Here is a 14,664-nt window from a genome sequence, read left to right as displayed (position 1 = left end):
CAGGAAGTGCCCTGATATCGACGGGAAACAGCCCATGTCAATTGCTAATGAGAACTGTTTGCATTAGACTTCAGGCATGCATCTCACCGTCGTCAGTTCCCTGGACAGCCAGTGCCGTGAGGCCGCCACCGAAAGACTCGGACGGTCCCACGCCAACTCCGTGGTGGTCCTGCACGATCTCCTGGATGGCTCCTTGGTCCTGCGGCGCATCTACCGGGACGGCCAGTTGCTCGAGCGCGAAACCACGGTCCTTGAGCACGGTTGCCTCAGCTGTACGGTCCGGCTTGATGTAGTCCCGACAGCCGAACGCCTCGCCTCCTGCGGCCACGACCATGTGGTTCTGGGCCTGCCTCCGGGAGTTGCCGCCGGCATGGCCGTCGCAGAGCTGCGCGGTGGACTCAGCCGGCCTGCCGTGATCGACAACTCCGTGCTGGCGCTGGACCCGGTGGATCTCGACGACCACATGTGGGACCGTCACACCCTGTTCGAATCCGGCTTTACGTCCATGCCCCAGGACGAGCGCACCAGCGGCGAGTTCCTGATCGGTGAGCTTGGACACGTTGACACCGTGATGGTCTACCCGGGCCTGGGTGCAGTCCTGAGTGGAGACCCGGGGGCAGGCTCGGAGCCATGGATGGCCGGCGTGGACTTGCTGGGCCAGTTGGCGCCCCATGCCAACGTCGTGGGGCAGGCAGGCACTTTCCGGCCGGGATGCTTCGACGACTCTGAAGCGGAGGCCCGTAACCGGCCCGGCGTCGTGCGCGTGCCCCTGGCTGAAACCCCGGGCCCTTTCCGGACAGTGCTCCATAAGGCCGGACGTCCGCTCCACCCGGGCCGCTTCCGTGACGCCCTGCCACAACTGGCCATCGGTACGCACTGGCTGCGGGGCCGCCTGTGGATTGCCTCGGCGCCCACACGCCGGATCGCCGTTCAGGGCATAGGTCCCAGGGTCTGGCTCGAAAGTACCGGGAACTGGCTGGCCGACTCTGCAGAAGGGATCCATGGTGGAAAGGCGGGCGGCGATGTCGACGCTTTCCTCGATTGGCACCCACGCCACGGCGACCGGGGAACGGTCCTGGCACTCACCGGGCGTTCCGAGGACCTCGATCCGAACGAAATCCGTGACCTCATCGACAGCTGCCAGCTGACGGAGGCCGAGATGGAATTGGACTTCGGCGTCTGGGGCGATCCCCTGGAACCCAGCGACGCCCTCTGAACCTACCCGCCAACACAAAGGAGAAACAGAATGAAAGTCAGGAACTCACTGCGTGCCCTCAAGAAGGTCCCGGGGGCACAAATCGTCCGGAGGCGTGGCCGCACGTTCGTCATCAACAAGAACAACCCACGGATGAAGGCGCGGCAGGGTTGATTCCCAGGCAGCGCTGAAGGGTCGTTGTTTAATGGGGGAATGCCCATTCTGAACAAAGACATGTCCCTGTGCATTTCGCTCGCGGCCCGGCCCAGCAACATCGGGACCCGGTTCCACAATTATTTGTACGATCTGCTCGGCTTGAACTTTGTCTACAAGGCCTTCGCCCCGGCGGACATCACCCTTGCAGTGGCGGGCATCCGCGGCCTCCCCATCCGGGGAGCCGCGGTGTCCATGCCCTACAAGGAAGCCGTTATTCCCTTGGTTGACGTCATGGACCCATCGGCCAAGGCCATAGATTCGGTGAACACCATTGTGAACAACGACGGTGTGCTGACGGCCTACAACACCGACTACATCGCCATCGCCCGGCTCCTCAAGGACCACAAGGTCCCCACCAGCCACACTGTGCTGCTGCGGGGTGCCGGGGGAATGGCCAAAGCCGTGGCCGCCGCCCTCCGCGACGCCGGATTCACTGCCGTCACCATCGTCGCCCGCAATGAAACCACCGGCAGTGCACTGGCCGGACTGTACGGATTCGGCTGGCAGGACGACGTCAACGGCTCGACGGCGGACCTCATCATCAACGTCACGCCCCTGGGCATGGCAGGGGCGGATGAATCCGCTCAATCCTTCGACGACGCCACGATAGCCGCTGCCCAGGTGGTTTTCGACGTCGTTGCACTGCCCTCGGAGACGCCGCTCATCACTGCGGCCCGGAAGGCGGGCAAGAAGGTCATCACCGGCGCTGAGGTCATCGCCATCCAGGCCGAAGAACAATTCGTCCTCTACACAGGCGTGCGACCAAGTCCTGGGCAGGTCCGCGAAGCCTCGGAGTTCTCCCGCCGCTGAGGCGGGACTGGGCGCCGATGCCTAGGCGGTCACGGGCTCAACGACGACAGCCACTCTTTCCTCGCCGATCCTGGTGAGGACCAGGGTGGCTGTTTTCGCGCCCTTGCCCTTGCCGGGTTTGTTGGGAAGCAGTTGTTTCCGCAACTCTTCGGGGGTCACTGCCGTGCCGCGCTTCTTGATGTCCAACACAGTGACGCCGTTGGTCTTCACCCAGGCCTTGAGGACCTTGACGTTGTACGGCATCACCTCCAGCACTTTGTAGGCGCGGGCAAACGGGGTGTCGTGCAGCTCCGGAGCGCAAATATAGGCAATGTGCTCATCCACCAAATGCCCGCCCAGCCGCTCCGCGACGTCGGCCACCAAGCCTGCGCGGATCACCGCACCATCGGGTTCGTACAGGAAACCTTCAACGGGCCCGACGGCGGCAACAGGACCGCCGTCGAAATCCTCGCCGCTGGTGATTTCAGCGGCGCCCTGGCTGCCAATGACGAGGGCGGCCCGCCGTACGCCCGGACGGGCCACGGCGTTGAACCACAAGGTCACTTCCGTCACGTCGCCACCCACGGAAACCCACTGGGCCTCGCAGCCGGAGGGCACGGAGTCGTGGGGGATGCCCGGCCCCATTTTGACGCCGATGGCCCGCCCGGTGGCCGCCAGGCCTTCCACGAAGGACATCGGGGGAGAAAACGCCTCGGGGTCCCAGATGCGCTTTGTCCCGGACGTGGACGTGGTCCGGCGGGCGGGGTCCATCCACACGCCGTCCATCCCGTCCAGTTCCACGGACGTGGCATCTGCGTGCACGACGGTGGCATGCGGGAACGGCATGAGGTTGATGGTGGCGCAGGCGGCCGTGGTTTCATCCAATTCCACGGCTGTGACGGCGATGTCCATGGACGCCATCGCCATGGAATCGGCGCCCAATCCACATCCGAGGTCTGCCACGTGGGTCATGCCGGCCTTGGCGAAACGCTCGGCATGGCGGGCTGCGACATTCAGTCGCGTGGCTTGTTCCAAGCCGGCCTGGGTGAACAGCATCTGCCGGGCAAACTCTCCGAATTTCGCCTCGGCGCGGGTCCGAAGCCTGGATTGGGTCAGGACCGCGGCCACGAGCTCCGGGGAGTGGCCGGCTTTCCGGAGCTCAGCGTTGACGGAGAACGAGTCGGCCTCCCGATAGGGCCCCAAGGAAGCAAGAAGCTCCCATCCTTCAGTGGTCAGCAAGGGTGCGATCTGTTCCTGAGGTGCATGAGGCATGGGATCAAGCCTAACGGCGCGGCACTTGACACCGTGACTGGCGAATCAGCCGGATAGGGTTGTTTTCATGGAAGACAACGCAGCCCCGCAACCCTCCACCATGATTAAGCTTGCGAGACCCGCCCTCATAGCGGGAGCCGTGATCGCCGTGGTCTGCATCGGCTTGCTGATCATCATCTTCGCGCTGGATTCCTTCAATGCAGCCACCTATTCCGTCGCCGGCAAGAGCGTCAACGATGCCACCGACGAAGCACGGGACATCCGCGAGCTCTATGCCGGGGCCCGCACCGGCGGGATTATCACCTTGGTGATCTCCGGCGTCGTTGCTGTTGCGGCCGCTGTCCTCCTCTACCTGAACCGCGGCAACGCCCCGCTTGACGAGGACGACGACGGCCAGGACTACGATCTGGATGACCTCACGGGCCGCTGACGGGCGTTCACCGATGACGAAATGCTGGCACTCACCTTGACCGAGTGCTAACGCCTTACATAGAGTCTAGTTAGCACTCTCCCCCGGAGGGTGCTAATCACGCCAAGCGTCTTCCGGCACCGCGACGACGGTTGTACGCTCCGGCACCCTAGTTCTTAGTCCATGAATCAGCTCATGAAAAGGAGAGTCCGAGTGTCGGTCTCGATTAAGCCTCTTGAGGATCGTATTGTTGTTCGCCCGCTCGAAGCAGAGCAGACCACGGCTTCCGGCCTGGTCATTCCGGACTCCGCACAGGAGAAGCCGCAGGAAGGCGAAGTTGTTGCAATCGGCCCCGGCCGCTTCGATGACAACGGCAACCGCGTCCCGGTTGACGTAGCTGTTGGCGACGTCGTCATCTACTCCAAGTACGGTGGAACCGAAGTCAAGACCGGCGGCAACGAGTACCTCGTTCTGTCCGCCCGCGACGTCCTTGCGATCGTCGTAAAGTAACTTCCCGGAGCCCCGCACCGCCGTCGCGTTGGAATCATTCCAGCCGTCAGCGGTGCGGGTTTTCTGTCTTGAAAGGACACAACCATGGCAAAGCAGCTTGCTTTTAACGATGCTGCCCGCCGGTCTCTTGAGGCCGGTATCGACAAGCTCGCCAACACTGTCAAGGTGACGCTTGGCCCGCGCGGCCGCAACGTCGTGCTGGACAAGAAGTGGGGCGCTCCCACGATCACCAACGATGGCGTCACCATCGCCCGTGAAGTTGAGCTTGACGACCCCTACGAGAACCTTGGCGCCCAGCTGGCCAAGGAAGTAGCCACCAAGACCAACGACGTCGCCGGCGACGGCACCACCACAGCCACAGTGCTTGCACAGGCTTTGGTCAAGGAAGGCCTCCGCAACGTCGCTGCAGGCGCAGCTCCGGGCGAGATCAAGCGCGGCATCGAGGTTTCCGTTGAAGCCATCGCAGCCCGCCTGCTGGAGAACGCCCGCGAAGTCGAAGGCACCCAGGTTGCCAGCGTCGCAGCCATCTCCGCGCAGAGCGACGAAGTCGGCGAGCTCCTCGCCGAAGCGTTCGGCAAGGTTGGCAAGGACGGTGTCATCACCATTGAAGAGTCCTCCACCACGCAGACCGAGCTGGTCCTCACTGAAGGCATGCAGTTCGATAAGGGCTACCTGTCCCCGTACTTCGTCACCGACGCAGAACGCCAGGAAGCAGTCCTCGAAGACGCCCTCATCCTGATCAACCAGGGCAAGATCTCCTCGCTGCAGGACTTCCTGCCGCTTCTGGAGAAGGCGCTGCAGGCCAACAAGCCGCTCTTCATCATTGCCGAAGACATCGAAGGCGAAGCCCTCTCCACGCTGATCGTCAACCGCATCCGCGGGACGCTCAACGTCGTAGCCGTGAAGGCTCCGGGCTTCGGTGACCGTCGCAAGGCCATGCTCCAGGACATCGCCACGCTCACGGGCGCCCAGGTTGTTTCCCCGGACCTCGGCCTGACCCTGGACACCGTTGGCCTCGAGGTACTCGGTACCGCGCGCCGCATCACGGTCACCAAGGACAACACCACCATCGTCGACGGTGCCGGCTCGGCCCAGGACGTTTCGGACCGCGTTGCACAGCTTCGTGCTGAACTGACCCGGACGGACTCCGACTGGGACAAGGAAAAGCTGCAGGAACGCCTGGCCAAGCTGGCCGGCGGCATCGGTGTCATCAAGGTCGGCGCAGCCACCGAGGTTGAGCTGAAGGAAAAGAAGCACCGCATCGAGGACGCTGTTTCCTCCACGCGTGCAGCCCTTGAAGAAGGCATCGTTTCCGGTGGCGGTTCAGCCCTCATCCACGCGCTGAAGGCACTGGATGAGTCCCCGGCCGTCAAGGCGCTGGAGGGTGACGCAGCTGCTGCTGTCGGCATCGTCCGCCGCGCCCTGATCCAGCCCTTGCGCTGGATCGCCCAGAACGCCGGCTTCGACGGCTTCGTCGTCGTTGCAAAGGTTTCTGAGCTGGAAGCCAACCACGGCTTCAATGCCAAGACCGGCGAGTACGAGGACCTGATCGCCGCTGGCGTGATCGACCCCGTCAAGGTCACCCGTTCGGCTCTCCGCAATGCCGCTTCCATTGCTGCCCTGGTTCTCACCACCGAGACCCTGGTTGCTGAAAAGCCGGCTGAAGAAGAAGACGCACACGCAGGCCACAGCCACTAGCAGCCTGTTTCATCGAAGCCCCGGTCACGTTCGCGTGGCCGGGGCTTCGTGCGTCCCCGGGCACCGTGAAGGCAAGCCCGGCGGAGCTATTGTGGGCGTTCGACGGCGGCGGTAACCTGACGCTAAACGCTGCGGCTTCGGGCATCAACCGGGCCGCTACCACCCGCAGGGTCAGCCATGACAGCTCCGGACACAGACTTGGACCTGGGACGTTCAGCGTTCCATGATCGCCGGTGGAGCGATGCACTTGATTGCCTCGCCCGTGCTGATTCCGAGGGTGGCCTCCCTGCCCAGGACATTGAGCTGGCCGCTTCGGTGGCGATGCTGCTTGGCTTGAATGCACGCAGCGTCGAGTACCTCGCCAGGGCGCATGACGAATTCCTAACCATGGGCGATACTGACGGCGCGGCCCGCTGTGCCGCGTGGCTGGTGATGTTCCTCATGGACATGGGTGAGCAAACACTGGGCAATGGCTGGTTGTCCCGCGCCAAGCACCTGCTGGAAGGCATGCCGGGACCGTGCGCGGCCGAAGGCTATCTCCTCATTCCCGCTGCGTTGGGGTCGCTGCGTGCCGGCAACCCGGAGGCTGGCCATAAGTTGTTCAGCCGGGCGTTGGAACTGGGCCTGTCCTTTCACGACAAGGACCTGCAGGCCTTGGGCCAGCTTGGAGTAGGCACCTCGCGCGTTTCCCTGGGACGCATGGAGGAAGGGCTGCAGCTCCTCGATGAGGTGATGGTTTCGGTCAGCTCGGGGGAGGTGTCACCCATACCGTCCGGCATCATCTACTGTGCCGTCCTGGGCAGTTGTCGTCTCTCGCATGATGTCCGGCGCGCCCACGAATGGACGTCGGCGTTGGAACGTTGGTGCGGGGAGCGCCCGGACATGGTGATGTTCAGCGGACAATGCCAGGCCTACCGGGCCGAGCTGCTCATCCTGCATGGTGCGTGGGACGAGGCGCTTTCGGTGGCACGTGCGGCCGAGGGCAGGGTCAGGAAGGGCGATCCCGACGCGACGTTCGGTTCCTGGTACCAGCAAGGAGAAGTCCTGCGCCTGCAGGGGTTCCTGGAGGAAGCGGCGAAAGCCTATGCCACAGCAGCCGGAACGGGTTTTGAGCCTGTACCGGGAATCGCGTTCCTGCAGTTGGCGCAGCATAAGGCGTCGCAGGCCGGAGCCACCATGCGACGTGCGTTGGCGGGAACAGACACCGCCAATCGTCGCCGCTTGCTTCCTGCCGCCGTCGAGATTGAAGTGTCCCTTGGAGACGTGGCAGCGGCCAGGGCAGCCCTGGACGAACTCTCCGGGCCTCTGCACGACGGAAACCGGCCCCTTGAGTTGGCCGTAGCTTCCCAAGCGGCCGCGCAGGTGTTGCTGGCCGAGGGCGATTCAGGCGCCGCCCTCCGCGAATCGAGGAACGCCTGGCGGATCTGGTACAGCCTGGAGGCCCCCTACGAGGCGGCCCGTTGCAGGGTGCTTGCCGGCCGCGCTTGCGCCATGCTGGGCGATCCGGACTCGGCGGCCATGGAGTTCGAGGCGGCCAAAGCCGAGTTCGCGGATCTTGGAGCCCTGCCGGCTGTGGCCGACGTCCTGGAACTCGCCGGCGAGAAACGCAAAGGCACGTCCTCACTGACAGGCCGGGAGTTGGAAGTCCTTCGGCTGGTGGCCGGTGGACATTCAAACCGGACTATTGCCCGGGAGCTTTACCTGAGCGAGAAGACGGTGGCACGGCACGTGAGCAACATCCTGTCCAAACTGGCCGTACCGTCGAGGTCGGCTGCGACCAGCTACGCCTTCGAGCACGGCCTGATCCACTGAACTCTCCCCGGTGACTGGGTAGAAATACCCATGCCCCGGCACCAGGAATGCGCAAAGCGACCGACGCGGCGGCGGACTCTGCAGACCTACCGTGGCTGTATCAGGTCCCATTGCGGAACCACACGTGAGGAAGGAAGACCAGCCATGGATTCGAAACAGCACACAGAACTGGACACCGTGATCGTCGGAGGCGGACAGGCCGGCCTGGCGCTTGGTTACTGGCTGGTCCGGGAAGGCCGGGAGTTCGTCATCCTGGATGAGAACGCCAGGGCGGGAGACGCATGGCGTGGGCGCTGGGACTCCCTCCGGCTCTTCACCCCCGCCAAGTACGACGGACTACCGGGACGGCCTTTCCCCGGAGACCGCCTTGCCTTCCCCACCAAGGACCAACTGGCCGACTACCTGGAGGACTACGTCCGTCACTTTGACCTCCCCTTCGTCTCCAGCGTCCATGTGGAGGACATCCAGGCTGAGGGCGAGGGCTTCGCTGTCAGGGCAGGCGACCGTACGTGGCACACGCGCAACGTCGTGATTGCCACCGGCGGGCACCGTCTTCCCAAGCAGCCTGCCTTCGCTGACGAGTTGGATCCCCGGATACTCCAACTGCATTCACAGGATTACAGGAATCCCGGGCAACTGAGGGACGGAACAGTGTTGGTGGTCGGCCTCGGAAACTCCGGGGCGGAGATCGCCTTGGACGTCGTGCGCTCGCATTCGACGGTACTTTCAGGCAAGCCCAGTGGTGAGATGCCGATGAAGCACGGCCGGACGGCAGCACGTTTTGCTTTGCCCGTCGTCAAATTCCTGGGCGTCCACGTCCTTACGCTCAACACGCCCATCGGACGAAAGGCCGCTCCGGGCTTCAAGTCCATGGCTGCTCCGTTGATCCGGACAAAAACCAAGGACCTGGCTGCCGCGGGAGTGCAGATGGTTTCGCGGCTGGCGGGCGTCTCGGAAGGCTTGCCGGTCCTTGAGGACGGGACGCGGGTGGAAGCCGCGAACGTCATTTGGTGCACCGGTTACCACGAGGATTACTCATGGGTGAAGCTGCCGGTCTTCGACCTCGAGGGTGAGCCGGTGCAGAGGAGGGGAGTGGCCGGCGACGTTCCCGGGGTGTACTTCATCGGCCAGGAATTCCTTTTCGCGGCAGCTTCGGCAACGCTCCCCGGCGTCTGCCGGGATGCCCGCTACCTGGCCCGGCGCCTGGCAGCGGATCGCCGCCCGGTACCGGGCAGCCGCCGGGCCAAGGACACCCGTTTGCCGATGAGCCGGTAGAACAGCAACACCGCAGCGGCAGCTGACACGATGCCCACCAGGTTCAGTGCCAGCTGCATCGCGGATCCGGCCGCCTTGCTGTATTCACCGAGGACCAACGCCACCGCAACGTAGCCGGCCGCAGGAACGGTGGTCACAGAGATGAAGACACCCACCAACGCCGAGGATCTATGGCTGATCATGGACAGCATTCCGGCCGCTCCCGCCAAAGCGGCAACGATCAGTGAATAGGGGCCGGGATGATAGATGAACTCGACGGCGGATCCCCGGTCCAGCGTGTCGTCGGGGAACAATCCGAGGGGTACTGAGAGCCATGCGGCAAGTGCGGTGACCACCATGGCCAAGGGGAAACCGACGCCCAAGGCAAGCAAGGAGGCACGCACCAAACGCCACTTCCGTTCCACCAGTCCCACAGCCACCGCGGCCAAAGGCCCGAACTCGGGACCAACCACCATCGCCCCCACAATCGCGATCGTGGAATCGGTCACAATACCTATCGCCGCCAATTGCGTTGCAATCACCAGGAACGCCAGGAAGCTCCACGTCAGTTTCGAGTCCTCGCCCGTCTGCCGGGAAACCTCATCCCAGATGACGGCGTCTGCCGACTCACCAGGAGCATCCGCCTCGGCGTCGTCGGCGCGGTCGGACAGGACCAGGTCCGGTGATGATATGGAGATCGACCCAACCTCCGGAATGTTGAGCCCATGGAGCCGTTCAATCAGTTCTTCCGCGGATTCGCGGGCGATGTGGGCGGTGATCACGTCGCCGGGGGGCGCCACGGAGGCACCCCTGTAGACGGCCACCTCGGCGATGCCGGTTTGATCGGAGCAACACTCCAGGACGGCGTCCGACAACTCCGCCGGCACACACAGACGCAGTTGAACGATCATGGATTTCTTTCCTCCTGTCCGGCTCCAGCGTAGTTCCGTCAGGTGCGGTTTGCCGTGATCCGGGCACAGGCCACGCACAGGCAAGGTTGGGAAAATTCATAGCTGGACCTGAGCTAATTGAGCCTCGGCAGCCGGTCCAAAAGACCTCCCCGACTGGGTTGGGGCCGCCAACCCGCGTATGATTGATGCTTTGTGCCACAGCTTTGAGGAACTGCCTAACGTGACTATGCCAACGATCCCAGCCCCTGCCCGTGCCGGCAGGCGGTCTTCCGGACCCGTTGCAAAGTCGAAGTTCCGCCCGGAGATCCAAGGCCTGAGATCCCTCGCCGTCCTGATGGTGGTGAGTTACCACATCTGGATCGGACGCGTTTCCGGAGGCGTGGACGTGTTCCTGCTCATTTCCGCCTTCTTGATGACGCTGCAGTTCACCGGCCGCTACAAGCAAGGCCGCCCGATGGATCTCCTGCGGCACTGGCTGCACCTGTTCCGGAGGCTGCTGCCCGCCGTCGTCGTGGTTCTTCTGGCCACGCTCGCGGCGACGTTCGCCTTCCTTCCTCCCACACGCTGGGTAGAGGCGGTCCACCAGGCCTGGGCCGCATTGTTCTACTACGAAAACTGGCTCCTGCAAGGCCTGGCAGTAAACTATTACGCCACCGACCACAGCCTCGCCAGCCCGCTGCAGCACTTCTGGTCGCTCTCCATCCAGGGACAGGTTTTCATCCTGTGGCCCGTCATTTTCGCCACGGTGGCAGTTCTTTGCCGCCGGTTCAGCCTGAGGTACCGGGCCACACTCGCGTACGTGTTTGCGATCATTTTTGTCCTTTCCCTCACGTACTCCGTGATCTTCACGGCCACCAACCAGGCCGTGGCGTATTTCGACACCTTCGCGCGGTTGTGGGAATTCGCCTTGGGCACGATGCTGGCGCTGATCCTTCCGGGGTTGAACTTCGCCAAGCCGGTGCGTGTCGTCATGGGCTGGATCGGCGTGGTGGCCATGCTCAGCTGCGGTGTCCTGCTGCAGGTACAGACCGCCTTTCCCGGGTTCGTTGCCCTGTGGCCCACGCTCGCCGCCGTAGCCGTGATTGCTGCCGGCCAGACCGGAAGCCGTTTCGGTGTGGACCGGATCCTGAGTTCCAAGTTCCTGGTCCGGCTGGGTGACAACTCCTACGCACTGTATTTGTGGCACTGGCCCATCCTGGTGATCGCCTTGGCCTGGAGCGGCAAGGACCACGCCGGCTGGCTGTCGGGAACAGTGATCATCGCCTTGTCACTCGCGCTGGCCTTCCTGACCACCAAGTACGTGGAAAAGCCCTTCCGGGAATGGAAGTGGCCCGAGGTCAATCGGCGCCGATCCGCCATCGCCATCGCCGCTTGCCTCGCCGTGGCATGCACGCCGCTGCTCGGGTTCCAGTACAAGCAGGACCTTGACCTCAAAGCAGCCCAGGCCCAGGCGTTTAACGACAACCCCGGCGCCCACGCGCTGGTCCCCGGATACGTGGACCTGGTCAGCGATGGTGCGAAGACGCTTCCTACCGCTGAGCAACTCCCGGAAGACTGGGCAACCCTGGGCGGCCCCTGCGAGGGCGAAACGAAGCCGGACGACAAGCAACTGCAGGAGAAATGCCAGCAGAACGGCGTGGGAGACGCCGCCGCGAAGGAAATCCTGGTGTTGGGCGACTCCCACTCCCAGCAGTGGCTGGCTGCCCTTGGCCCCTTGGCTGAGGCTGAACACTGGAAAGTGACGGCGCTCCTGTTGGGGGGATGCCATTTCATGCCGGACAACCCGGATGCCGACAAAGGCTGCAATGACTTCAACGCCGCAGCCTTCCGCTACGCAGCGGACAAAGCACCGGACGCCGTCTTCATGGTGGGAACCATGGCGTCGCCGTCCTCGCCGGATGAGCAGTTGGTGTACGGCTTTGAGCAGACGGTGACCAACTTCAATGATCTTGGCATCGGCGTCGTGGCCATTCGCGATAACCCGCGCTACGACTACAACGTCACCGAATGTGCCCTGTCCAAGGGCGTGGACAGCGCCGAGTGCAAATCGGACCAGCCGGAGGTCCTGGCTGCAGAAAGTCCTTTTGCCGCCGTACAGGGGAGTTTCGGCAACGCAGCTTTCCTGGACATGACAGACCTCCTCTGCGACGGCATTACATGCCCAAGCGTGGTGGGAAACGTGTTCGTGTATCTGGACGACAACCATCTCTCCAAAACGTATGTGACCAGCATGGCCGGGATGTTTGAGGAAAGGTGGTTTGCCGCGACGGGGTGGCAGCGATGATGGCCGCACCTACTGCCGCGACGGCACCTTCCCAGGAGAAACGCACGACGGCGAAGCCCGGTTTCCGGCCGGAGGTCCAGGGCCTGCGGGCACTGGCTGTGCTGATGGTGGCGGCGTACCATATTTGGCTCGGCCGGGTTTCCGGCGGAGTGGATGTCTTCCTGTTGATCTCAGCCTTCCTGCTGACGTTGTCGTTCACGCGAAAACTCGAAAACGGGAAGCCGTTGAGGCTCCTGCGGCACTGGTTGCACGTGTTCAAGCGGCTGCTGCCCGCCGTCGTCGTTGTCCTGTTGGGCGTCTTGACCGCCACGTGGGCTTTCATCCCGCAGAGCCGTTGGCCGGATGTACTGGCCGAGGCCTGGGCGTCGCTGCTCTACCGGCAGAACTGGCAGTTGGCGGACACGGCAGTGGACTACTACGCCCAGGACCATTCGGGGGCGAGCCCGCTCCAACACTTCTGGTCCCTGTCCGTCCAAGGCCAGGTGTTCATTCTGTGGCCGCTGGTCTTTGCCGCCGTTGCCTTGCTGCAGCCTCAATTGGCCAAGCTGTTCCCTGGCCGGAAGGCTGTGACCCACCGGACGCTCCTGATCGTGGCGTTCGGGCTTGTCTTCGTGGCATCACTCGCGTACTCCATCGAGCAGACCACCACCAACCAGGCCGTGGCGTATTTCGACACCCGTGCCCGGCTCTGGGAGTTCGCCCTGGGTTCCTTGCTCGCCCTGGCTCTTCCGTACCTGAAACCCGGACGCCGGCTTCGTGTGTTCCTGGGGTGGGCAGGCATCACGGCCATGCTCGCCTGCGGGTTGGTCCTCACCGTGGACCGCTCTTTCCCCGGATTCATCGCGCTCTGGCCCACCCTCGCCGCAGCGGCGGTCATCGTCGCCGGACAGAGCCACAGCCGTTTCGGTGCGGACCGTCTCTTGAGTTCGCGGCCGCTGGTGGTGGTGGGGGACAACTCCTACGCCCTCTACCTCTGGCATTGGCCGGTCCTGGTCTTCTTCTTGCTCGTGTCCGGGACCACCACACCCAGCCTCCTCCAGGGGCTGGGGATCATGGCCGTCTCCATGCTGCTGGCCGTTGCCACCACCAAGTACGTCGAAGTTCCCCTGCGCAGCTGGAAGTGGCCGGACGTACGGTCCTGGCGTGCCGCCGTCGTGATTGCCTCCTGCGGTGCGCTGCTGGCGCTGCCTGTCACCGTCTGGCAGGGTGCCATTGCCTCGGAAAGTGCGGCGATCGCCGGCCAGCCCAAGGAACTGACACCCGGAGCGGCAGCCCTGTCCCCGCAGTTCGTTGGAGAACCTACCCAGGAAGCGATGATCATCCCGGCGCCGGCCGCGATGAAGGACGAGTGGGCGGACATTGACGGACTGTGCACCGGTGACAACGTGCCCACGGACCCATTGCTGGAGGGCTGCCTGCAGAACGACGAGCCCGAGAACGTCACCAAGGAGATTGTGGTGCTCGGCGATTCGCACGCCCAGCAGTACATGGCTGCCCTGGGCCCGATCGCCAAGCAGCACGGCTGGGAAGTGGTGACGCTCCTGAAAGGCAGTTGCCGGTTCGGCGCCGAGTCCCCTGAACGGACGGACGACTGCAACGAATTCAACAAGGCCAGCGCCGCCTACGTCATGGAGCACAAGCCGGATGCTGTGTTCACGGTGGCGTCGTTGACCCACGCCACCGAGCCCTTTGAGACCGAAGTCCCCGGCTATCTCGAGGGCATCCAGCCGTTCACCGATGCGGGTATCGACGTTGTGGGCGTGCGGGACAACCCCCGGTTCAGCATCAACATGCCTGAGTGCGTGCAGAAAAAGGGTCCCGATTCCCCGGACTGCAATGCTCCGTTGGAGGAATCGCTGGCCGCATCGTCGCCGCTGGACGACTACGTGGGCAAGGTGGAACGGCTCTACCTGATGGATATGAGCGATTTCATCTGCGAGCAGGGGACGTGTCCGGCCGTGGTGGGCAACGTCTACGTCTACAAGGACGACAACCACCTCACCAAGACCTACGTCCAGAGCATGATCCCCATGTTCGAGGAGCGGCTCCTGGCAGCTACTGGCTGGTCCGCCGGCTAGATTCGGCGTTCAGCCGGGTTCCGACACGCACGACGCCGGCCTGCCGCCTATGCTGTTGCTCACACTCGGGCGTCGCGGAATATGGCGATTGGCGCGGAGGTTCTACTATTTATTCAATACCCGGCCGCACCTTCAGTTTTGCAGTACGTGTGCTGCAGTTCCGAAGCCGTAGTACCGATGCACAGGCCAGTCCCGTAATGACGGGCTGGTCATCAGTTGCAACCCCTACCAGTTAA

The 14,664-nt window shown here is 63.6% G+C and carries 12 protein-coding genes; 10 read left to right on the top strand and 2 right to left on the bottom strand.

Annotated elements, in window-relative coordinates; all coding sequences use genetic code 11:
- Positions 1-76: 76 nt before the first annotated feature.
- From QF015_RS06470 to QF015_RS06460, 3 genes are read left to right on the top strand one after another with little or no spacing between them, the layout of a single operon-like run.
- On the top strand, positions 77-1,216 hold the full coding sequence (locus QF015_RS06470; protein WP_429387860.1) for a GTP-binding protein: 1,140 nt from the start codon (positions 77-79) through the stop codon (positions 1,214-1,216).
- A gap of 30 nt (positions 1,217-1,246) precedes the next feature.
- Positions 1,247-1,369, top strand: coding sequence for a type B 50S ribosomal protein L36 (gene ykgO / locus QF015_RS06465; protein WP_310205874.1), 123 nt, complete (start codon positions 1,247-1,249; stop codon positions 1,367-1,369).
- A gap of 39 nt (positions 1,370-1,408) precedes the next feature.
- On the top strand, positions 1,409-2,221 hold the full coding sequence (locus tag QF015_RS06460; protein WP_310205871.1) for a shikimate 5-dehydrogenase: 813 nt from the start codon (positions 1,409-1,411) through the stop codon (positions 2,219-2,221).
- Between the two features lie 21 nt (positions 2,222-2,242).
- Here QF015_RS06460 and QF015_RS06455 read toward each other — a convergent pair whose 3' ends face one another.
- The gene (locus tag QF015_RS06455) at positions 2,243-3,472 is read right to left on the bottom strand and encodes a THUMP-like domain-containing protein (protein ID WP_429387857.1); all 1,230 of its coding nucleotides are present in this window, start codon (positions 3,470-3,472) and stop codon (positions 2,243-2,245) included.
- A gap of 67 nt (positions 3,473-3,539) precedes the next feature.
- On the opposite strand from QF015_RS06455, the gene QF015_RS06450 reads away from it, so the two are divergent.
- The 5 genes from QF015_RS06450 to QF015_RS06430 all read left to right on the top strand — a co-directional run bounded on the left by QF015_RS06450 (position 3,540) and on the right by QF015_RS06430 (position 9,176).
- A complete protein-coding gene (locus QF015_RS06450; protein WP_429387854.1) occupies positions 3,540-3,902 on the top strand; it encodes a hypothetical protein in 363 nt (120 codons plus the stop codon).
- 192 nt (positions 3,903-4,094) lie between these two features.
- Positions 4,095-4,391 carry a co-chaperone GroES gene (gene groES / locus QF015_RS06445; protein ID WP_011775524.1) on the top strand — a complete coding sequence of 99 codons (297 nt, stop codon included), beginning with the start codon at positions 4,095-4,097 and terminating at the stop codon, positions 4,389-4,391.
- A gap of 84 nt (positions 4,392-4,475) precedes the next feature.
- Entirely contained in the window at positions 4,476-6,089 is a 1,614-nt protein-coding gene (groL, locus tag QF015_RS06440; protein WP_310205862.1) for a chaperonin GroEL, read from the top strand.
- Between the two features lie 177 nt (positions 6,090-6,266).
- Positions 6,267-7,901, top strand: coding sequence for a LuxR C-terminal-related transcriptional regulator (locus tag QF015_RS06435; protein WP_429387850.1), 1,635 nt, complete (start codon positions 6,267-6,269; stop codon positions 7,899-7,901).
- A 144-nt stretch (positions 7,902-8,045) separates the two neighbouring features.
- Positions 8,046-9,176 (top strand): flavin-containing monooxygenase, encoded by a 1,131-nt coding sequence (locus QF015_RS06430; RefSeq protein WP_429387848.1) that lies wholly within the window; start codon positions 8,046-8,048, stop codon positions 9,174-9,176.
- Here QF015_RS06430 and QF015_RS06425 read toward each other — a convergent pair.
- On the bottom strand, positions 9,089-10,066 hold the full coding sequence (locus tag QF015_RS06425) for a DUF389 domain-containing protein (protein WP_310205853.1): 978 nt from the start codon (positions 10,064-10,066) through the stop codon (positions 9,089-9,091). The genes QF015_RS06430 and QF015_RS06425 overlap by 88 nt on opposite strands.
- A gap of 226 nt (positions 10,067-10,292) precedes the next feature.
- Between QF015_RS06425 and QF015_RS06420 the strand changes: the two genes are divergently transcribed.
- Both QF015_RS06420 and QF015_RS06415 read left to right on the top strand, forming a co-directional pair.
- Positions 10,293-12,350, top strand: coding sequence for an acyltransferase family protein (locus QF015_RS06420; protein ID WP_429388465.1), 2,058 nt, complete (start codon positions 10,293-10,295; stop codon positions 12,348-12,350).
- Entirely contained in the window at positions 12,350-14,428 is a 2,079-nt protein-coding gene (locus QF015_RS06415; RefSeq protein ID WP_429388463.1) for an acyltransferase family protein, read from the top strand. The genes QF015_RS06420 and QF015_RS06415 overlap by 1 nt, the downstream gene beginning before the upstream one ends.
- The last annotated feature ends 236 nt before the right edge of the window (positions 14,429-14,664 follow it).

Origin of the sequence: Paenarthrobacter sp. TE4293 (genome assembly GCF_050435325.1) — a bacterium.
In the GTDB taxonomy this organism is placed as follows: domain Bacteria; phylum Actinomycetota; class Actinomycetes; order Actinomycetales; family Micrococcaceae; genus Arthrobacter; species Arthrobacter nitroguajacolicus_C.
Note: the sequence above shows the minus strand (reverse complement) of the source record. Positions and strands in the feature narration are given on the sequence as shown.

Coding starts and splice junctions, on each gene's coding strand:
- QF015_RS06470 (WP_429387860.1), top strand. CDS start 77: ATGCATCTCACCGTCGTCAGTTCCCTGGACAGCCAGTGCCGTGAGGCC.
- ykgO (WP_310205874.1), top strand. CDS start 1,247: ATGAAAGTCAGGAACTCACTGCGTGCCCTCAAGAAGGTCCCGGGGGCA.
- QF015_RS06460 (WP_310205871.1), top strand. CDS start 1,409: ATGCCCATTCTGAACAAAGACATGTCCCTGTGCATTTCGCTCGCGGCC.
- QF015_RS06455 (WP_429387857.1), bottom strand. CDS start 3,472: ATGCCTCATGCACCTCAGGAACAGATCGCACCCTTGCTGACCACTGAA.
- QF015_RS06450 (WP_429387854.1), top strand. CDS start 3,540: ATGGAAGACAACGCAGCCCCGCAACCCTCCACCATGATTAAGCTTGCG.
- groL (WP_310205862.1), top strand. CDS start 4,476: ATGGCAAAGCAGCTTGCTTTTAACGATGCTGCCCGCCGGTCTCTTGAG.
- QF015_RS06435 (WP_429387850.1), top strand. CDS start 6,267: ATGACAGCTCCGGACACAGACTTGGACCTGGGACGTTCAGCGTTCCAT.
- QF015_RS06430 (WP_429387848.1), top strand. CDS start 8,046: ATGGATTCGAAACAGCACACAGAACTGGACACCGTGATCGTCGGAGGC.
- QF015_RS06425 (WP_310205853.1), bottom strand. CDS start 10,066: ATGATCGTTCAACTGCGTCTGTGTGTGCCGGCGGAGTTGTCGGACGCC.
- QF015_RS06420 (WP_429388465.1), top strand. CDS start 10,293: ATGCCAACGATCCCAGCCCCTGCCCGTGCCGGCAGGCGGTCTTCCGGA.
- QF015_RS06415 (WP_429388463.1), top strand. CDS start 12,350: ATGGCCGCACCTACTGCCGCGACGGCACCTTCCCAGGAGAAACGCACG.